We start from the raw sequence: 17,913 nt of genomic DNA, 5'->3' as shown, positions 1-17,913 counted from the left end.
CACGACGCTCTTCCGATCTATGGCTTTTGGACGCTTGGCCAGTTCGTGAGTCCGTGATTGTCATGGTGTGACGATTCTACGTGGTTTTCGCCAGACGGTTCTCATGTTTCTCCGCCCCGATGGTCAGTCCGGCCTTCGCCTGATCGGCACCGTCGAACGTCAAGTCCTCGACTGGCACCTCGTGGATATCGTCGTACTGTTCCACGATGTACGTGTAGTAGTACTGAATCGCCCGCCGGGCGTTCTGTTTCGGACTTCCCTTGAGGATGTCAGTAGTCAAACTGAGGTGGAGAGCATCGGGAAACGAAAGTCCCAGTACTTCCTGTGCGGTCGATATCGCCTCGTAGTCGTTATCTCGTATCCGTACAGGTTCGGACATACATCAGATATATGCAACTTGCGTCATAAGCGTAACGGATAGTAACTGGCTGTTACATACTGTAACAAAATCGTCGTAGATCGTCTCCCCCACGGTAATTCGAGAGATTGAGCAGTTAAACTGGAACCGTGGAAAAAAGCAACCGTCAATTGTTTCTTCGCTTTTGCGCAGGAGATCGGCAACGAAACGCTGTCAGACGATTCTGTGGCCAGATGTCTGATCGGAAGTCGATCAATCCGCCCGCTTTACACTCCGCTCGTCGGCTGATTCAAATCCCCACGCTGCTCTTTCGTTCTCGTACCGATCGGCCAGAAAGAGCCGGTGGGGGGATTCGGACTAAAGGTCCAAAGCCTTGTTCGACTACCCGCGCGAGCGAGGTGGCCGCATGACGGGCGTCGATCTCGGCGATCGGTGGGAGTGTCCCTCCTGTGGCACGCTCTCGGTTGACTCCTACCGTTGTTCCGAGTGTGGTCGTGATCTCGCCAGCGAGGGCGGGGGTAAGGTCACGCATTTTCAGGTGCGGCCGGAGGGTGGGGCATGAGCCTGCTCATAGAGCAGGTTGAAGGGGGCGAGACGGACTGTGACCTTTGCGGGAGTGCTGTGGATGTTGGCGTAAGCACGACCTCATACATCTGTCTAGCACGCTATCGGCGTGGGACTGGGATAGAAGAGAGACTCACAAACCACGTCCTCGGAGACGACTGCTCGGAAGAACTTGCCGAGTTAAGAGAGTCGATAGATAGCATTCGTCCCCCGCGAATTATTAAAGAGGCGGTATGGGACGCGGATTCGTGCGGATTTTGTGGCGATGAGATAGCCAATGACGTGCGTTGGGGTTTGGAGATGTTCACTAGCCCCGACGGTGGTGGCAATTTCGACCACCCGACCGCGTTTTGTGAGGCGTGTTCTGGCGTGTTCGTTGAATTTCTCCGGGATGTCAGAGGTGATGGTCGATGACGACAGCGGGCATCGAGATTGCCGACACCCCGCCAGAAGAGGCCGACGCGGTGGCCAATCCCAAAGCCGATGGCTGTTGGCCGCCCACGAAACTCCAGCGCGCTCTCTACGCCGACACGTTCGGCGTGCAACTCATAGAGGCGGTTCGAGAGACGGCCGAGCGCGCAGATTCGATCCGAGGATTCTACGACGTGCTTGAGGAGCACGAAGTCGAAGCCCTCGGTGGCGCGTATGCCGGCCTCTGTGTCGACGTGGCGAAGGGGCGCTCGGATGCGGCGTATGAACTCATTCGAACCACACGCCAGCTCGGCGGGCAAACGAGCCACGACATCCGGACTCGGTTTGATGACCTCCTCGCCGCCGACGCTTCGGTGTTCGCTGCAAGCGAAGTCACACCGACGGTGGCGATCTCGATGGCTGAGTTCGCCGATGTTCGCCGCGACCAACGTGAGGATGTTCTCGCACTCGTCCGCGCGTATGCGCGCGGATGTCGGGTGGTTCTCGTCGCCGGGCCGATCGAGCGGACGTTCCTTTGGCAGAAACACCGCGAGCAACTCCCGGCGAGCGTTAAAGAAGACTGCAACCCACGGCTAGGAGAATCAGCCAGTCCAGTAGCAGTGAGGGAGCAGGTGGCCGAGGCACGAGACGCGCTTCAGCCCGACTCGAAGCCCGTCCAGATCCTCCGGGCGATAGCCAGCGAATCCTCGGAGACAGCCACCTACAACGCTCTTGCCGGTGAGATGGCCGTCAACCGGGGCACGATTCGCAACCACGTCACGCAGCGTCTCGTCCCAAACGAGTTGGTTGATCGGTTCGACCACCTCAATACAGCCCACGTTTCGTTGACGCACATCGGACAGGCGTTCTTGGACGCTCTCGATAGCGATGTCGGGGTCCAGAGCCGATTCGAGGGCTGCGTTAAGGATGCCGGACAAGCCGTTACCGATAGCCGTGATGACCCGCGCACGCACACGTGGGCCCCACCGCAGGCGGAGGGTGGTGGGGGGAGCGCGGACCGGCATCGTCTCGCGGACCGCCACGTTGTGAGCACGATGGCACGGTGGCAGCACGCCGCAGCCGCCAATGCGGCCCCTAAACAGGGGGTTGGGTTGGTGGATCACGACATCGGCGAGAAAGAAGACCGTGGCGAACCGCATTGGTCGTATGATTCGGACGCGGATCGGCTGGTGGTCGGTGGCGAGTACACGAACCCCTTGAGTTTCTGGGTGTGTGTTGCACGAGCGTTAGCCTCGCCGCTCACGTTCCGCCACGTTCTTCCGCCCGAGCGGTTGGACGGCGAGACTGGCGGTGAAGCGTCCGAGGAGTTCGCCGACCTCCTCCACGACCACCGCGGCATCCTCCGCTCGACGCGGTGTCTTGGTTATCTCTCCGGTGAGGCCACCGACGGCGAGGCGTACATCAGCGAGCTCCAAGACGCCGAAGAGCACCTATGCGAACTCACGCGGCGGTGGAAACACGGCGAGTTCGAGTGTTCAGCCGCGGAGTACCGTGGCATCGTGACTCGGGAGGCACTCGGTCTTGCCGGCACGATGGTTCACCTCCTCGATCTCTGTGGAGTCGACGTGGTTCGAGAAGCCCGGGTCCCGAACCTCCCGACCTTCGACGCGAAGGACGAGGAAACACTGTGCCGGACATTGGCCGTAGGAGCGTCGATCCAGTCGCGCTACGGCCAGTTCGCAGCCTACCGGCAATTGTTTGAGGACCGCGAGGAAAAACGCGAGCGTTCGTTCTCGCCGAAGGTTGACGCGGCCGACCCAGTGGGCGAACTCATCGGCTCGTTCGTAATCGTCGGCCCCGGCGTGTCGGGGCTTGCGGACGGGCTTGAGAGTGCACTCGAACGTCCGGCAGACCTCCACGAGGATGCGCCGGAGTTCTCAGTCCACGTGCCTATTCAAGCCGAGCCACGTCGGAGAGACTACGCTCGGACCGCTCGCGCACTTTGCTCGATCAAGGATCTCTCGGTGACGCGAGCGGCGGTGTCGGTACTCCAGGCGTTCGCCGGGTCGCCCTATGACGTGGCTGCGGCACTCCACAGTCTCGCGCCGGAGGAGAAGGCGCTCGGCCGGGACATCCGAGTCAGCGAGTGCCGGTTTGCGCTGGCGACCCTATCGGCCGATCGCATCGTACCAGAGGCAACACCAAGCGAATCCATGCTACTGCACACACTCTTCACGGCCGACGAACCGCTTTCGCCAACTGAAATCGAGGCCCGCGGTGGTCCGTCTACCCGGTCCATTCGCCGGATTCGTAATGATCCCGATTACGGGTTCAAAGCCTTGGACATCATTCAATCGACCGAAGACGGCCGGCTCCGCCTCGCGGTGGCGTTCAACACCGACAAGGAACGCGGGGTGACCCGACTCCCGTGGTGGGCGAGTCACGACGACTCACCGGACCCAGATACGAGCCACATCCAGAACGTGCTGGCCGGAGACTCGCCCCCGGACGAACTCACGCACCCGGCAGCACAAGAGCCACAATTCGCCCGACTCCGCCGAGCGAACGCGACACTACGGGAGTCATGGTACGACCTCCGCGAGAACGGCTGGTTACAGAGACTCCGAGCACTGGCTGGCGTCTCTGGCGAGCAAGACCCGCCACCCACCACCGCGACGTTCGGCGGAGCAACACCGCAGGCGAGCCTCGGCGGCGCGGCAATGGGGGTGGCCGACTGATGGCTTACGGATACAAATGCCCACAGTGCCGCACCGAGAACGCCGCCCACTCGCCGGGCTGCAAGTTCGCCAGTCTCGCGGACGGCAAGATCGAGGAGGCCCACGTCGACATCATCTCGTCGCTGGCGATGAGTCGGCACTCCGAGGACGAGCTGAAGGACGAGGCCCCGAACAACTGGCTGGCGATCCACGATGCGGTGCTCGACCTCTACCTTTCGGAAGGCCGCATCACTCACGAGATGCGCGAGAACGAGGACAAACCCGACGAGGAAGTCCTCCGCCTACTCACGCCGGACGAGTACCGCGCGCAACTCTCCCCGACACACGAGAACATCAAGGTGGTCTGGGAGAACGGGCCTGTCGATGGCGTGAAGGACGTGTCGGTGACGGCGATCGTCTCGTGGCACGAGATGAAGGACTTCTCGTGGGAGGAGACCCGCCAGCGGACTATCGACTGGCTTCGCGATACGGGGGCTTGGGGACGCGGGAGTTGGGAAGAATCCTCGCCTGCCGAAGTGGTTGATGCGAAGAAACACGTCCACGACCGGGGGTACGGCTGGGCTAATGCGGCTTCTGAGGCTGCGGGCTCGATCAAGAACCAGATGGGGGCGACAGCATGAGCACGAGCGACTGGACCGACGAGCAGCGCGAGCGTATCCAGGCGTTCCAGAGTAGCGGCGAGGCATCAGACCTCTTCGGCGGGGACACGCGCAACGTCACCCAAGACCGCGTCGACGCCGACACCTGCCGCGAGTGGCGTGAACTCGTCCGCACTGGCGAAGTCCGCACCGCATCGGCACTCTCGACGATGTTCACTGCATCGACGGCACGAGCCCACGCCTACGGCCAGTGCAATCACCCAGAACACGTGGTCGGCGAACCTGCCGAAGCCGCGGATCATGGGGGTGCGTTGCGATGACGTCCACCGTCCAACCGCGGACGGCCGACGCCCATCTCAAAACCGCGATTATCCATCTCGAACTCGCCCGGAAACACGGCGTCGGGAGGAACGACTTCAAGCGTGGCGGGTCGGCCGACCACACGATTACGAACACGAAAACGGACATCGAGCAACTGCTGGAGGAACTCTACGAATGACGACCATCTATCTCGCCGGTCCGATCGAGAACGCAGTGGAAGGCGACGGCGGGAGCGGGTGGCGCATCGAGGCCGAGACCCAACACCCACGCGCGGACTTCAAGAACCCACTGGACAAGTACGATGCTTCGGTGGACGACGTAATCGTCACCGAGTCGGAGGACGGCATCCCACTTCCTGAGTTCGCACGGGGTTGCTACATCACCGACGCCGACCTCGTGGCCGGCGACAAGGAACTCATCGACGAGTCGGACGCGCTGCTCGCCCGCGAGGAACTCGTCGTATCGAGAGGTACTCCGATGGAGGTCCATCGAGCGTACACCGACGGAATGCCGGTGGCGATTTGGTTCGAGGGCGAGCGCGACGACCTCTCACCGTGGATGCGCGACCACGCCGATTTCATCAGTGAGTCGCTGGACGCCTGCGTTGCGTTCCTGCGCGGCGCGACGGCCGATCGACACACAACCAGCAGTTTCTCGGAGGCCAGCCAATGACACAACTCCTAACAGAAGACGCCGAACCCGTCAACGAGAACCACCCGAACTACCGCGAAGGCTACGCCATAATCGGCCTTCCCGCCGCGGGAAAGAGCGAAGCAGGCGAGATCCTCGCCGACGAACTCGACGCGATCAACATCGAAACGGGCGACCTGGTGCGCCGGGGCGCACGCGAGCACTTCGACACGCCCACCGACCAACTCACGAGCGACGAGCTAGGCGACTACTCGACGATGCGCCGCGAGACCGACGGCGGGGACTACGTCGCCCAAGACACCATCACCGAACTCGAAGCGCACGACGAGTTCCCCGAGCGGCCGGCGATCGTTACCGGGATGCGCGACACCGAGTCACCGGCGCTGTTCGGCGAGTTCTTCGATAGCTTCGAGATCGTGTGGGTCCACGCGGAGTTCGACACCCGTCTCTCGCGACTCCAGGGCCGGGGCCGACAGGACGAGGCCGACTTCGAGAAGGGCGACCTCGCTAAGCGCGACGGCCGCGAGAGCATGTGGGGCACGACCGACCTCGCGTTCATGGCCGACGCGAAGATCCGGAACGAGAACTCCTTAGAGGCGTTCCGCGAGCGCGTTCTGGAGGTGGTTCGGTGAGCGACGAACCGCTGTACGCACCGGACGAGCCCCGCATCTCTGAAGACCCAGTCAAGCACATCGAGGACGCGATCCGCAGCCTCAAGATCGCCCGCTCTCAGGGTGTGGGCTTCGAACACTTCGTGGAGGGCGGCCAGGCGGACCTCACGCTCGCCGCAGCGCAGGCGAACATCGAACAGGTGGCGGAGGAACTCGACGAATGACGCTCGTCTGCGACATCTGCGAGACCGAGATGACCGGGGAGTACCTGAAGGCCCAGATCGTCGATTCGACGGTCCACGTCCCGCACCCCGAGGCCACGCTGGGCGAGGTGATCGGCACCGCGTTCGTGTGCTCGACGGAGTGCAAGGGCGAGTGGCTCGACACCCGGAGCGAGGCGGTCGAAGCACCCGAGACATCGACTCGATCGAAGTGGCTGGAAACGCCGGAGGCCATGCCATGAGTGCCGAAGCCGCCACTGCCGACCCGCCGGAACGCGACGCGGCCGACACCCTGTGCTCGGAGTGCAAGGGGCCGATGCGCTACGACGAGGGGCCGGGCGTGGGGTGCATGTGCGACGACCCGGAGGGCACGCCCATCGAGCGGATGATCTGCCGTCGTTGTGTGGGTGCGATCACGTTCGACGACGGCAGCGACATCGACCCGATGGCTTGTGAGTGCCCCGACGACGAGGCACCCACGCACTACCGTATCATGTCCAAGCAGGAGAGCATCGACCGGGCACGGGAGTTTCTATGACAGGCACACGCTACGAGCGCGAGCTGATCGACCTCCTCGAACAGTACGAGTACGCCGTAATGCGCGCACCAGCGAGCGGATCGGCGACATCACGCCCACTGCCGGATCTCACGGCAGCGAAAAACCCGCTGGACAACGGGGGCGATCTCGACCTGTTCGCGCTCGAAGCGAAGGTCCGGAAGGATCACAAGGTCTACCTCGGCGCAGAGGAAGTCGAGAAGCTACTCTCGTTCGCCGACACCGGGGGCTACACGGCCTACGTGGCGTGCCGGTGGAAGCGCGCGCCGGGGTGGTCGAACCAATCGTGGTTCTTCCGCCGCCCGGACGAGTGCGAGCGCACCGACGAAGGCAACTACAAACTCGAACGCCCCGAGACGCCGGCCGACTGGCAGGGCCGGGTTTTCGATCCCGACGAGGTTCAAGCATGACTGAAATCGAAATCACACTCTGGAAAGAGCAGCGGACGATGGAGGATAGAGCCCACCCAAAAGCACCGGATATTGAGTTACCGCCGCTGTGGGTGGCCGAGACGAAACAATACTCCTATCCACAGTGCAAGGGCCGGACCCCGCGCGACTGCCTGATGGACATCGGCGCGATGGTCAATCAGGCTGTTCAGGGCCAATCCGGACACGATCGCGACGAGAAATCCGCAGCCGAGCAACTCGCCGAGGAGACTGGCGAGCCTGTTGAGAAATTCCAAATCGACGACGAGACGATAGAAGAGGCACCAGACCTCACAGACCTCCGGGGCGAACTCAGCGGGAGCGACTCACGCCACGAGGAATGCCCGTTTTGCGAGGAACAGAAGTCGCACGATATGGGCCATCACATCTGGACGACCCACCGCGAGGAACTCGAAAGAGCGGTTGAAATAAAGGCAGTACACGAGGCAGCCAATGACGAGTGACGACCCTCGGATGGAGATTGAGCATGGCCCTCTCACAGTCACCCTGTCGGGTCCAATGGACGGTATTGAGAAGGTTGTCAACCAAGTCGTCGTTCTTGGTCCGGATAGGTTGCTAAAACCCGAACTCACTGCGCGCTATCGAAACATGGGCGAGGAGTTTGGTGTGGGGGTCGAGATCAATGACTGACGACAACCCCAAGGCCACCCTCTCCGTCGGCGACGAGGAGCTGATCGTCGAGTCCATCGGCATCGAAACGGCCGACATCGAAACCACGAGCGACGGGGTGGCGCGGACGCAGGCCGACGACCTCGCGTTCACGATGGACGGCGATCGCACCTACGAGGGCCAGATCACGATCGAGCGCGAGTTCGACACGCTCGCGGAATACAACAAGCACATCGACAAAATGGCACGACTGTTCGGCTGCGGCACGATTACGGATGAGGAGGGTCGCAAGCGACTCATCCAGTTCGAGGTGAACCGCGATGACTGACCACACTTTGAACAACCGGCTCGAACTCGCCGTGCCGATCCGCCCGATGGAGGGCGTTCGGGATGACGCAACGATGTCGTGGACAGAGGACGGCCGAAAGAAAACATGGGATTGCGAGATCGAGGGCGAGGATGACCTCGACCCGATCATCACTTTCCGAGAGGTTCCGGGTTCGATGCTTGACAAGTTCTTCGACGATGGCTGGCGTCCGAAGCGCGTGCGGCTCAGTTCGGACTGCTTCACGGACACGACCACGTTCATAGCCACGCAATCGGAACGAGCAATGACTGACGAGACGATGAACATCACTGGCGAGTTCGACGTTGAGCAAGCAAAGCGACCCGGTAAAGAGCTACAGGATAGCTAACGATGGGACTACTCAGCAAGCTCACACCGACCCCGCCGGCAATTCGCGTCGGACCTCTACCCGATGGTAAATGGGCAGTCGGGGGAAGAGGAGCGTTTACCGGCGAGTTCAACGATTACTGGAATGCGGTTGAAGAGGCCCACAACCAGAAAGACACACTTCGCCAGATGGGGAAGACTCGCCGGGTAGAGATCGTGGTCGGCGATCGGTTCTGCTCTTGCGACGATCCGGAGATAATCAAGTACGTACCCGAGAACGGTAGGTGGCACTATCGCTGCGCAAACTGCTACTGGAAAGGGGCCGACCAATAGCAATGAACAACACAACAGACGCCCCCGAACAGCAGTGGGTTGAATCGGGGGTCGAATACGACGAGACTCGATACGACCCCGATTCGCCGACAGGCCCGTGCCTCGTCTGCGGTTCGGAGTTTCAGCCACTCGGCGATCCGGCCGAAGGCGACGACCTACTCTGGAAGTGCCCTGGGTGTGACGTGGTGGTGGCACACCCATGAGCAAGCAACCAGATCATGACCACCCAGACGGGCTTGGTTGCGATGTGGAGTTCGACGCCACCACCATCCGAAAAACGAGTAGCGACTGGTATGGGATCGTGGGCGAGTGTACCGAGTGTGGGCGGGAGTTCGTTAAGCAACTGCACGCCACCGCTACCGTCCCAAGAGAGAAAGCCGATGGCTGGTAAGTAGCAGCCAGCAAGATAGCGGGAGGACGCCTTCCCTTCCCCAATAGACGTCTCCCGCCACTACGCCAACGTGTCTCCCGTAGCATCAATCCTGTGCCGACCCGCCGGCACGTATAACGTCCTGATACCCTACGCGTGGGGAACATTTAAGTCACCCCAACGATAACAATGGCGTATAGATCTTTGCCGGGCACCAGCCCGGAAGTGGGCACTCGGGATGTCACAGTCCTGGTCCGTCCCACGACCTTTCAGCGTCGTCTGTCTCTCGATCTGTCTGGATAGCCACCCAGCCAGCGACAACCGAGAGACAGCACGACAGTGTCAAGCTCTACACCACCGACACGGCCGATTCGAGACGCGAGCGAAGACCCTCTCCCGAACCGGGGCCGATCCAACACGACCTACGCGGATGTCCGCGAGGACGTGTTCACAACCGTCATAGAGGAGAATCCGGCCGTCTGCTCACGATGTTTCTTCCGACACGGGTCACGTGCCGAGCGCGAGAACTCCGACACGAGTCAGAAGCGCGCCCGGCACTCCCCGTTCGTGAACTACGAGATCCCACCACCAGAGCCGGATCAACAGTTCACGTGGAGACTCGACTGGCGGTACTATGAATCCGATCGCCTGCCCGAGCGCGTCGGCCGCGATTACATCCCCGACGAGGTGGGCGGCGGGGAATACCCCGCCCGAGAGGGCGGCAAGAAAACCTACTGTCGGAACTGCGGGATCGTCGGCTCGAACCAGTTCGACACGGCGAAAACCCCACTCGACGCCCTCCGCGCGGCGGACACACTCTCGCACACACTCCGCGAGTACGCCATCCCGCACGACTGGCGACACCTGCTCGAAGCCGTCGGCGGTCTGAAAACGATCGACCCGATGGCCGATCAGGACCGCACCATCTTCCGGACGGCCACCGAGGAAGCAGTCACACTCGCCCTCGCAGGCTATTCACCCGAGACATCGTTCACGCCGCACAAGTCCTGCGAGACCTGCATTTTCCGGACTGACGGCCCGACAACCGAGAAACTCTGCCCTATCTGCAATCACGAGGACACGCCAGAGGACGAGGCCAACCGCCTCTACTACACCCAACACATGGATAACACCGACCTCAGCCGTTTCCAATACCAGATCCTGTACGTCCTCTCGGACATCGGGGACGAGCAGATAGGGATCGACATCAAGGACGCACTGGCGGACGAGATGCCCGACTACCTCAACCACGGCCGGTTTTACCAGAACCTCCGCGCGATGGCGGACGAGGGCTACGTCCAGGGATCGGCAATCAATGGCCGGTCGAACGAATACTCACTCACGAAGAAAGGCACACGGGCGATCGCCGACGACCTGGCGTGGCGCTTCGAGCGCGCCGAACCCGGTCTCGAACCGGGCACGCTGACGGTCGAGTGCGAGACGTGCGGCCACGAGTGGGATGGCCACCCCGAATCCGAAGCCGGCGAGCCAGTTCGCTGCCCGAGCTGCTACGAAAGCGACCCGCAATTCCTGTGTGAACTCACATGAGTACGACCGAATCTCCTACTGACGAGACGGACATGGACGACCGCGTCGACGAGAATACCGAAGTCGAGCGATACCAGTGTCTCGTCAACGGGTGCAATGAATCGCCGAAATCGTCGATGGCGGACATCCGCGAGCACATCGTCAAAGACCACTCCTTCGACGCCCGGCTGGATGCAGCGATCGAGTCGGTGACGCTCGACCTCGCCGACCTCCGCGACGACGAGTAGCCACATCTCTCTGCGGTGTCCTCCAGTGCCCTCCATCCCCGAGACGATTCTCTGCGATCCGCTCCAGACCGGCCGTGTCCACGAGGCCGATGTCGTCGGCCGCGACACGGACCCTGGACGTAGCGACTCGCCGTTTCACTACTTGATCGTCGAAATCGACGGTTCGACCTACCGCGTCGATCCCACAGATAGCTAGCACGCGCCGCAGGCGCTGGGACCGCCCACGGCACGTACTCCGCGCCATGACACCCATCGACAATGAATGTTTCCCGAACCGAATCTCAGAGGATACCTTATCGTCACGACGCACTTTGCGTTACTCGGGCTGATTATCCTCGGCTCGATCTACGACGGCATCCCGCTCGATTGGCAGGTACTGGTCCTCTTGCTCGGCATCCTCTTCGGGTTGCTGTTCAAGGAGCGCATCACCTCGATCTCCGCCGGCCCAGTCACGATCGATGTCACGTCGGACGACGACTCCGGCGACGGGGGCGGTGAGGATGAATAAAATCAAGGAGCGAGCCGCACAGCGATACCTCGCACTTCTCGCCGGCATCCTGATCGTCCTGACGGCATCCGTCCTCTATCTCTCGTTCGTCGAACCCAACGAACCAGGCCTCACGCCCGAACTCCGATGGTACTCGAACGTCATCGGCTCGATCCTCGGCTGGCTGTGGCTATCGGTGGGTGTCCTACTCTACGCGTTCGCCGACTCGGATTTCCGCCCGAGCGTTCCGGGGATGTTCCTCGCGGCGGGCGTCGGCCTCCTCCTCACGTTCAACGGGGCGTTCGTGGGTGGCGCACTCGCGTCATTCGCCCTCCGCCTCACTGGTAACGTCATCCTCGCGGGACTGGCGACGTGGAGCGGCTACGCCCTCCTCACGAGCCCGTGGGCGAACTTCAAAACAATCGAATAACACATGGCTCTTCCAGAACTCGCCACGACCGTTGGCAGCGCACTCGCGTCCGCTGCCGTCGCATCGCTCGCGTACTTCCTCGCGAAACGCCGCGGGACGGACGAATCGTTCAAGCCGGCAAAGGCGTTCGCCACCCTCGGCGCGGCGTTTTTCGTCTCGCTGGCACTGATCGCCGCGGGCGAGGCCACATCACAGGCCGACCTCGCCGCGCAACTCTCGCTGTTCGTCGGCCCGGTGGCCGTCTACCTCCAAAAACTCATCCAGAGATACGGCGAGACGGTCTCGGTGCAGTAATCGCCCCGTAGCCTGCTCGCGTGCTGCGGGGATTCCTCGCCCACTTCCACCCATGCTCGAAAAACTCAAACGGCTCTACTGGACGTTCACGGCCACGCTCAAAGCGACGTGGTGGCAGCACAACCACGGCGACGAGATGATCCACTTCGCCGAGAACGCGCTCGAATGTGAGCAGTGCGGCGGCGCGGGCCAGGACTTCCGGCCTGAAGAGATGTGCAACGAACACCGCGAGCAACTCGACGAGTTCGCCAACACACTGCCGTTTGAGTAATCGCCATGCCCACCTACTCCATCCGCGCGAACAACAAGTCCGTCGAGTTGGCCCTACCGGCCACGGATACCGAGGTAGACCCCGCGCGCATCCTCGAAGATACCTCGTGGCACCACGCCTCGTATGCACTGTACGAGGACATCCACGCTGATTGCGAGAATCCACCCGCGGACTTCGACAAGCGGGCTGGCGAGGACGAGCTAGAAGAGGTGGACATGGCCGAAACGGAGCAGGTCATCGTCCGACACAAATTCCGCGACTAACCAGACCTCGGCGCTGCTGGCGAAGGCGGCCCGGCTTTGGACCGGGTGTTGGGAGGTTCGATTCCTCCGAGGTCTATCGCACCGAGTCATCGCTTCACAACAGCGATCCGGTGCTCCCCAATACCAACACGAATCTCGACCAGTAACAAAGGCCGGCGTGGTCGGCGGGCCGTTACACGGGAGATCCGGAGCTAATCCGGTATCCAACCAACTGACAAGCAAGGTGGGTGTTGGTCGAGCATCCACGCCTGTCCGGCTTGGTCTAAGTGGCAAGATTCAGCCTTGTGATGGCTGAGATGGGGCTTCGCCTGCCTCGGCCGGACCTCTGGGTGTAGAACGCACCCATCCGCTACTCGAAGCGGGGCCGTCAACACAGGCCAAACCCGGACGTGGACGACCGGCCATCAGAAACGTTCGGGATGAGACGCGGAACGAATCCCACTTGGCAGGGAACTCGACTGTAGATCGAGCTGCTGCACGTTCGAGGCGTGCCGTTCCGACTTTAGCGACTCTAATTATGTTGACTGGACGCACCCGCCCACCGCACGACTACACGGGCGGCGAATCGATCAATGGCCCCGACGACGGCGCACGTCGCACGGGCCACATGTGCGCCGAGTGCCGCTCGCCGATGGTCTCCGACGGCGTCGACGAGTGGTGCTCGGGCTGCGGCATCCTCTCCGAACGATGAACTACACTACTGGCCGCGAGTGCAGCGGCACGATCAACGAGTACAGCCGCACGGGGCGATGGGGAAACATCGTCACCGAGGCCGTCGCCGAACTCGTGTACTTCATCGACGAGCCGAGAGACCCGTTCAACGAAGGCCAGCCCGTGTCGTTCGACCTCCTCGCCGAGCGGACGCACAACGAGTATCTGGCCGCCGAGCACGTCGAACCCGTCACGATCGTATGCTGATCGAGTGCATCACCGCTGGCCTGTTCCTCGCGTACCTCGCGGCGATGGTGGCACTGTTCGACACCGAGACACTGGCCGCACAATCGCACCGGCTCTAATGGCACTCAAGATCGACGGCTCGACAAAGACGTACTTCGTGCGCAAGCGCCACGGTGCGCCCGTCTACGAGGCGCTGATTCGGGATACCGAGACGAACGACCTCAGCACGACGGAGTGGGACGTCGACGAGCTGATCGGCATCATTGCGGACCTCCATCCGGACAAGACGACGCAGATCCCCGAGTCGGCCGTCCCCGCGCCACCCTGAGAGCGTCCAATTCATCCACGATTCACCGCCGCGTCGGGCGGTTCGGCGGGCACACACGACCGACGGTAATTCATCCACAATTCATGACTCGGACCACGATCTCGGTGAGCGAGGAGACGAAGGCTGCGCTCGCCGAGGAGAAAGGCGACGAGACGTGGGATGAGTTCCTTCGGACACGCCTCGCCGACGCTCCAGAACCCAACGACACCGTGACGGCCGACCTCTCGGATGGTGCGGTCGAGGACATCCGGACGGCCGTGGATCGCGGGATAGACTCACTGCGCTCGGACCTCCGCTAATCTCGCTGTTGCTCTGTTTGCGCGTCCAGGCCGACGACCAACCCTCCCCCTTCCCCGATAAATGAGCAACAGCACGAACGCCGACGACGTCGAACTGACGGACAACCAGCGCGATGCGTTCGAGATCCTTCACGATCGGCCCGTCACCAAATCCGAGCTCGCAGAGGAACTGGCGTGCCCGGAGAACACGGCGAAATACTACATCGAAGCCCTCCGGAAAGCGGGCGTCGAGATCGAGAACGATCCAGCCACGTTTGAATACTACCTGCCGGACGTTCACGACGAGCCCGAACCCGAGGAACCAGAGGATGAGGGGCCGAACGAAGACGACGATCTCGGGCCAAAGGAACTCGAACTCATAGCAGAACTCCCGGCGACCCCGGACGAACTATCGACGGAACTCGGTCTTTCAGAGAACCTCGTTAACGCCTACATCGAGTCGATCGAGGACAAAGGTGTCTCAGTTGGCATCGACAAGGACTTCGAGGACGACGATGCGGAGTGGGTCTTCCACCTCCCCGATCAGCCCAAGATCCGTCGCGTCGCCACGAAGCACACGGGATCGAAAACACGCGAGGCGAACGACTGGGCGACGGAGATGGAGGCGACTATTCTCCGCCGCCTCAAACGCAAAGACCCACTCGTCGCAACGCAGGCACCGGACCCTGGCAACGAGGACTTCGTCGCGCACCTGACCGACGCCCACATGGGCGATGTCGTCGAGGACGAACGCGGCCGGGAGGTGTTCAACCCCGACATCTGCGAGGCGAGCATCGAGCACTTCACGCAGAAGGCGCTCGACATGAAGGAACTGATGGAACCTGTCTCCCAGTTCGATACCGCCCACCTACTTTGGGGAGGTGACATGTTGACCAATGAAAATATATACGATGGTCAGGCATTTGATATAAGCATGATGCTCGGAGACCAGATGGCTGCTGCCGTCGACGCCCTCACCCAACAGGCCAAGTCGTTCGCCGAAGCGTTCGATACTGTCCAGATCGTCGCCCAGCCCGGAAATCACGGAAAGACCCGTGCATCGGGCGTCTCGAAGCAGGCGAACATGGACCTCATCTGTTATCGGTGGATACAGGACCGGCTTATCGAGGCGGGGTATGACAACATCAATTTCCTTGAAGCCGAGGCCACCGAGTACCGAAACTTCGAGCTGCGCAACGGCGAGTGGCGCGGCCACCTCCGCCACGGCCACAACTCGCTCAAGCACGTCGACTCAACGGGAGCCTCCTCGCGGGACTGGCGGGGCTGGTGGGCTCAACATTCGTTTAACATCGCCTATCGGGGGCATTTTCACGAGTCACGCCGCGAGAACGTGATGAACCAGCCCCACGTCATCGAGAGTCCGAGCATGAAGCCGGGCGACGAGTTCGCCGAGAAGATCGGCCAGCCCGACGCCTCCACCCACCGCAAACTCGGGACGATCCACGGCTGTTCGGACAAGCGCCCTCATACGTGGGAGTACGTCATCGACGACATCGATATGGAGCATGCCGGGTAAACTCACCGACGAGGAATGGGAGTTCATCGCCCGGCGCAAGCAACTCCAGTACGAGGCTGTCGAGCCATATTTGAAGCCCGTCGCCGGCCCTGAAACGGAGGCCGAACTCCGCCAGCGCGTCCGTGATGCACTTGAGAACCTCTCACAGACCGAACGCATGGCACTCCGGGCCGAGGTCCGACAGGCACGCCACGAGATCTTCCGCGACGAACCATACGACCCACTCGGCTAATCCATGATCCGGTGGTCCGTTGTCGCCCGTTTCGTGGGCATGTTCTTCGCCACGCTCCTCATCGCGCTACTCTGCGCGTCGATCGTCCTCGTACTGTAAGTGTCAATCAGCGTGGCGGTGTGGTGGCGACGGCCGCCCACACGCACCTCGGATTTCATACAGCAAACAATCAACCAATGGACGAGCAGGACCTCGTCGGCGAACCCTCATCGGAAGCGCCGAAGCGCGAGCCGGGCGAGGAGTGCAACGGCAAGCGCGTCCGGGGGTCCGACCCACCGATCTTTCAGGGCTACTGCAATCGTTCGTTGGGGTGGGGAACCGACCACGTCGGCGACGGCCGGTGCCGCCAGCACGGCGGGAACAACGGCGGCGCTCGCGAGGGGGCCGGCGCACCGAAGGGCAACCAGAACGCCACGACACACGGCGCGACGGCGGACCCGACGAACCTCCTCGAACACCTGGATGACGAGGATCGCCAGTGGGTGGACGACCTCACCGAAGCGTGGATCGAGAAGTCCCGCTACACCGAGGACGATCCGCAGGCCGAGCGCATCCAGATGGTCGTGGTGATGCAGTGGCAGGAACGCTCGGGCCGCACCCAACTCATCAAAGAGGGGCTCGAACGCGACAAGCTTCAGGAAACGCAGCTCGTCGGGAACCCCAACGATGGTCCGAAGACGGGGCAAGCCCGTCTCCAGCGCATCACGGACAAGGACGAACACCACCTGAACGGCGTCGTCGCCTCGCTCAACTCGGACATCCGGATGAACCTGAAGGATCTCGGCCTCCTCGACGATCCGGAGAGTCAGAAGGCGGACGCCATTGGCGACCTCGCAGTGAACATCGAACGAACTCGTGTGACGGAGGACAACGTCGATGAGTTCAACGGCGAGTAGTCCCCAAGACGGCACCCTCCACCTCAATTGGGGCTACTGGGATCGACAGCTCGACACGATCGATGCGATCGACTCCGGCGAGCACGACGTCGTCGTCTTCCGCGGGGGCTACGGCTCGGGCAAGACAGTCCTTGGCGCTCGCAAGACGCTCGAAGTCGCTCTCAATACGCCGCGGAGCGACAACCTCGTCCTCGCACCAGACGCCCAGAAGGGCGGCCCCTCCACGTACAAGGGCTTCTTCAAGCAACTCCCTGGCGAGGCCACGGTCCCTGGAGAGGGTGGCGATCCCGAGAACTCGCCGATCGTCAAGGACTATCACGGCACCAAACGCCGCGTCACGCTCATCAACGGGTCGATCATTCGGCTCGGGAGTGCGGACGTCTGGAACCGCTATGCGGGGAGTGAGTTCAACTTCATTTGGTGCGACGAGGTCGCCCACTACGAGCACACCGACCTCTACGACCTGAATCGGATGCTCCTGTCGCGTCAGCGCACCGAGAGCGGCCCCAACGTGACGCTGTGGACGTCGACGGGGAATGGGTACAACCAGTTCTACGACTTCGTCGAACGCCAGCGCACGCCCGACGACGAGCCACTCCCGACACGCATCCACAACGTCGTCGCCGACTCACGCAACAACCCGTTCCTCCCCGAGAAGGAGAAACTCACGCGGCAGTTCGAGGGCACCGCCGCCGAGGAACAGGGCCTCGCAGGTGGGTTCGCCGCGGCCGAAGGGTTGGTCTACAAGGAGTTCTCTCGCGAGCGCCACGTCGTCTCCGAGGAACTGGCTGGCGAGCTGG

The 17,913-nt window shown here is 62.0% G+C and carries 36 protein-coding genes; 35 read left to right on the top strand and 1 reads right to left on the bottom strand.

All coding sequences use genetic code 11. The features are described from left to right. Positions 1 to 76: 76 nt before the first annotated feature. Positions 77 to 379, bottom strand: coding sequence for a hypothetical protein (locus tag C449_RS01155; protein WP_006076038.1), 303 nt, complete (start codon positions 377 to 379; stop codon positions 77 to 79). A gap of 385 nt (positions 380 to 764) precedes the next feature. Between C449_RS01155 and C449_RS18035 the strand changes: the two genes are divergently transcribed. From C449_RS18035 to C449_RS01005, 35 genes are all read left to right on the top strand, one after another. Beyond that, positions 765 to 920 carry a transposase gene (locus C449_RS18035; RefSeq protein WP_161606426.1) on the top strand — a complete coding sequence of 52 codons (156 nt, stop codon included), beginning with the start codon at positions 765 to 767 and terminating at the stop codon, positions 918 to 920. Beyond that, positions 917 to 1,336, top strand: coding sequence for a hypothetical protein (locus tag C449_RS17660; protein WP_152415622.1), 420 nt, complete (start codon positions 917 to 919; stop codon positions 1,334 to 1,336). The genes C449_RS18035 and C449_RS17660 overlap by 4 nt, the downstream gene beginning before the upstream one ends. Further along, positions 1,333 to 4,032, top strand: coding sequence for a hypothetical protein (locus tag C449_RS01150; protein WP_006076037.1), 2,700 nt, complete (start codon positions 1,333 to 1,335; stop codon positions 4,030 to 4,032). Before C449_RS17660 ends, C449_RS01150 begins: the two co-directional genes overlap by 4 nt. Further along, the gene (locus tag C449_RS01145) at positions 4,032 to 4,652 is read left to right on the top strand and encodes a DUF7474 family protein (protein ID WP_006076036.1); all 621 of its coding nucleotides are present in this window, start codon (positions 4,032 to 4,034) and stop codon (positions 4,650 to 4,652) included. The genes C449_RS01150 and C449_RS01145 overlap by 1 nt, the downstream gene beginning before the upstream one ends. After that, positions 4,649 to 4,951, top strand: a complete 303-nt coding sequence (locus C449_RS01140) for a hypothetical protein (protein ID WP_006076035.1) — start codon at positions 4,649 to 4,651, stop codon at positions 4,949 to 4,951. The genes C449_RS01145 and C449_RS01140 overlap by 4 nt, the downstream gene beginning before the upstream one ends. Beyond that, positions 4,948 to 5,130: a hypothetical protein gene (locus C449_RS01135; RefSeq protein WP_006076034.1), complete on the top strand. Its 183-nt coding sequence runs from the start codon at positions 4,948 to 4,950 to the stop codon at positions 5,128 to 5,130. Before C449_RS01140 ends, C449_RS01135 begins: the two co-directional genes overlap by 4 nt. Next, positions 5,127 to 5,624, top strand: coding sequence for a hypothetical protein (locus C449_RS01130; protein WP_006076033.1), 498 nt, complete (start codon positions 5,127 to 5,129; stop codon positions 5,622 to 5,624). The genes C449_RS01135 and C449_RS01130 overlap by 4 nt, the downstream gene beginning before the upstream one ends. Beyond that, positions 5,621 to 6,235: an AAA family ATPase gene (locus tag C449_RS01125; protein ID WP_006076032.1), complete on the top strand. Its 615-nt coding sequence runs from the start codon at positions 5,621 to 5,623 to the stop codon at positions 6,233 to 6,235. Before C449_RS01130 ends, C449_RS01125 begins: the two co-directional genes overlap by 4 nt. Then, positions 6,232 to 6,438: a hypothetical protein gene (locus tag C449_RS01120; protein ID WP_006076031.1), complete on the top strand. Its 207-nt coding sequence runs from the start codon at positions 6,232 to 6,234 to the stop codon at positions 6,436 to 6,438. Before C449_RS01125 ends, C449_RS01120 begins: the two co-directional genes overlap by 4 nt. After that, positions 6,435 to 6,677 carry a hypothetical protein gene (locus C449_RS01115; RefSeq protein WP_006076030.1) on the top strand — a complete coding sequence of 81 codons (243 nt, stop codon included), beginning with the start codon at positions 6,435 to 6,437 and terminating at the stop codon, positions 6,675 to 6,677. Before C449_RS01120 ends, C449_RS01115 begins: the two co-directional genes overlap by 4 nt. Further along, a complete protein-coding gene (locus C449_RS01110; protein WP_006076029.1) occupies positions 6,674 to 6,973 on the top strand; it encodes a hypothetical protein in 300 nt (99 codons plus the stop codon). The genes C449_RS01115 and C449_RS01110 overlap by 4 nt, the downstream gene beginning before the upstream one ends. Next, positions 6,970 to 7,401, top strand: coding sequence for a Holliday junction resolvase Hjc (gene hjc, locus C449_RS01105; protein ID WP_006076028.1), 432 nt, complete (start codon positions 6,970 to 6,972; stop codon positions 7,399 to 7,401). The genes C449_RS01110 and hjc overlap by 4 nt, the downstream gene beginning before the upstream one ends. Then, positions 7,398 to 7,883: a hypothetical protein gene (locus C449_RS01100; protein ID WP_006076027.1), complete on the top strand. Its 486-nt coding sequence runs from the start codon at positions 7,398 to 7,400 to the stop codon at positions 7,881 to 7,883. Before hjc ends, C449_RS01100 begins: the two co-directional genes overlap by 4 nt. Next, complete coding sequence (locus tag C449_RS01095) at positions 7,873 to 8,070, top strand: hypothetical protein (protein ID WP_049913799.1); 198 nt, start codon at positions 7,873 to 7,875, stop codon at positions 8,068 to 8,070. Before C449_RS01100 ends, C449_RS01095 begins: the two co-directional genes overlap by 11 nt. Further along, positions 8,063 to 8,377, top strand: coding sequence for a hypothetical protein (locus C449_RS01090; RefSeq protein ID WP_006076026.1), 315 nt, complete (start codon positions 8,063 to 8,065; stop codon positions 8,375 to 8,377). The genes C449_RS01095 and C449_RS01090 overlap by 8 nt, the downstream gene beginning before the upstream one ends. Further along, positions 8,370 to 8,744: a hypothetical protein gene (locus tag C449_RS01085; protein ID WP_006076025.1), complete on the top strand. Its 375-nt coding sequence runs from the start codon at positions 8,370 to 8,372 to the stop codon at positions 8,742 to 8,744. The genes C449_RS01090 and C449_RS01085 overlap by 8 nt, the downstream gene beginning before the upstream one ends. A gap of 2 nt (positions 8,745 to 8,746) precedes the next feature. Then, complete coding sequence (locus C449_RS01080) at positions 8,747 to 9,055, top strand: hypothetical protein (RefSeq protein WP_049913798.1); 309 nt, start codon at positions 8,747 to 8,749, stop codon at positions 9,053 to 9,055. A gap of 2 nt (positions 9,056 to 9,057) precedes the next feature. After that, entirely contained in the window at positions 9,058 to 9,258 is a 201-nt protein-coding gene (locus C449_RS01075) for a hypothetical protein (protein WP_006076024.1), read from the top strand. Next, a complete protein-coding gene (locus C449_RS17655; protein WP_152415621.1) occupies positions 9,255 to 9,446 on the top strand; it encodes a hypothetical protein in 192 nt (63 codons plus the stop codon). The genes C449_RS01075 and C449_RS17655 overlap by 4 nt, the downstream gene beginning before the upstream one ends. Positions 9,447 to 9,992: 546 nt before the next feature. After that, positions 9,993 to 10,973 (top strand): helix-turn-helix transcriptional regulator, encoded by a 981-nt coding sequence (locus tag C449_RS01070; protein WP_206536522.1) that lies wholly within the window; start codon positions 9,993 to 9,995, stop codon positions 10,971 to 10,973. Further along, entirely contained in the window at positions 10,970 to 11,200 is a 231-nt protein-coding gene (locus C449_RS01065) for a hypothetical protein (RefSeq protein ID WP_049913797.1), read from the top strand. The genes C449_RS01070 and C449_RS01065 overlap by 4 nt, the downstream gene beginning before the upstream one ends. Before the next feature lie 25 nt (positions 11,201 to 11,225). Further along, complete coding sequence (locus C449_RS18030) at positions 11,226 to 11,396, top strand: hypothetical protein (protein WP_161606425.1); 171 nt, start codon at positions 11,226 to 11,228, stop codon at positions 11,394 to 11,396. Positions 11,397 to 11,462: 66 nt separating this feature from the next. Continuing rightward, positions 11,463 to 11,708: a hypothetical protein gene (locus C449_RS01060; RefSeq protein WP_006076021.1), complete on the top strand. Its 246-nt coding sequence runs from the start codon at positions 11,463 to 11,465 to the stop codon at positions 11,706 to 11,708. After that, on the top strand, positions 11,701 to 12,117 hold the full coding sequence (locus C449_RS01055; protein WP_006076020.1) for a hypothetical protein: 417 nt from the start codon (positions 11,701 to 11,703) through the stop codon (positions 12,115 to 12,117). Before C449_RS01060 ends, C449_RS01055 begins: the two co-directional genes overlap by 8 nt. A 3-nt stretch (positions 12,118 to 12,120) precedes the next feature. After that, positions 12,121 to 12,411, top strand: a complete 291-nt coding sequence (locus C449_RS01050; RefSeq protein ID WP_006076019.1) for a hypothetical protein — start codon at positions 12,121 to 12,123, stop codon at positions 12,409 to 12,411. Between the two features lie 52 nt (positions 12,412 to 12,463). Beyond that, positions 12,464 to 12,682 carry a hypothetical protein gene (locus C449_RS01045; protein ID WP_006076018.1) on the top strand — a complete coding sequence of 73 codons (219 nt, stop codon included), beginning with the start codon at positions 12,464 to 12,466 and terminating at the stop codon, positions 12,680 to 12,682. A 5-nt stretch (positions 12,683 to 12,687) separates the two neighbouring features. After that, complete coding sequence (locus tag C449_RS01040; protein WP_006076017.1) at positions 12,688 to 12,945, top strand: hypothetical protein; 258 nt, start codon at positions 12,688 to 12,690, stop codon at positions 12,943 to 12,945. A 517-nt stretch (positions 12,946 to 13,462) separates the two neighbouring features. Next, positions 13,463 to 13,636: a hypothetical protein gene (locus tag C449_RS18025; RefSeq protein WP_161606424.1), complete on the top strand. Its 174-nt coding sequence runs from the start codon at positions 13,463 to 13,465 to the stop codon at positions 13,634 to 13,636. Further along, positions 13,633 to 13,863 (top strand): hypothetical protein, encoded by a 231-nt coding sequence (locus C449_RS01035; RefSeq protein ID WP_006076016.1) that lies wholly within the window; start codon positions 13,633 to 13,635, stop codon positions 13,861 to 13,863. The genes C449_RS18025 and C449_RS01035 overlap by 4 nt, the downstream gene beginning before the upstream one ends. 97 nt (positions 13,864 to 13,960) lie before the next feature. Beyond that, positions 13,961 to 14,170 (top strand): hypothetical protein, encoded by a 210-nt coding sequence (locus tag C449_RS01030; protein ID WP_006076015.1) that lies wholly within the window; start codon positions 13,961 to 13,963, stop codon positions 14,168 to 14,170. 83 nt (positions 14,171 to 14,253) lie between these two features. After that, positions 14,254 to 14,469, top strand: a complete 216-nt coding sequence (locus tag C449_RS01025) for a hypothetical protein (RefSeq protein WP_006076014.1) — start codon at positions 14,254 to 14,256, stop codon at positions 14,467 to 14,469. 61 nt (positions 14,470 to 14,530) lie between these two features. Further along, positions 14,531 to 15,985, top strand: a complete 1,455-nt coding sequence (locus C449_RS01020) for a winged helix-turn-helix domain-containing protein (protein ID WP_006076013.1) — start codon at positions 14,531 to 14,533, stop codon at positions 15,983 to 15,985. Next, positions 15,975 to 16,217 (top strand): hypothetical protein, encoded by a 243-nt coding sequence (locus C449_RS01015; protein ID WP_006076012.1) that lies wholly within the window; start codon positions 15,975 to 15,977, stop codon positions 16,215 to 16,217. The genes C449_RS01020 and C449_RS01015 overlap by 11 nt, the downstream gene beginning before the upstream one ends. Positions 16,218 to 16,393: 176 nt before the next feature. Beyond that, a complete protein-coding gene (locus C449_RS01010; protein ID WP_006076011.1) occupies positions 16,394 to 17,113 on the top strand; it encodes a hypothetical protein in 720 nt (239 codons plus the stop codon). Next, a partial coding sequence (locus tag C449_RS01005) for a terminase large subunit domain-containing protein (protein ID WP_006076010.1) occupies positions 17,094 to 17,913 on the top strand: 820 nt, incomplete at its 3' end. The genes C449_RS01010 and C449_RS01005, both read left to right, overlap by 20 nt.

Source organism: Halococcus saccharolyticus DSM 5350, assembly GCF_000336915.1.
Lineage (GTDB): Archaea > Halobacteriota > Halobacteria > Halobacteriales > Halococcaceae > Halococcus > Halococcus saccharolyticus.
This window is presented reverse-complemented; position numbering and strand designations above follow the sequence as displayed.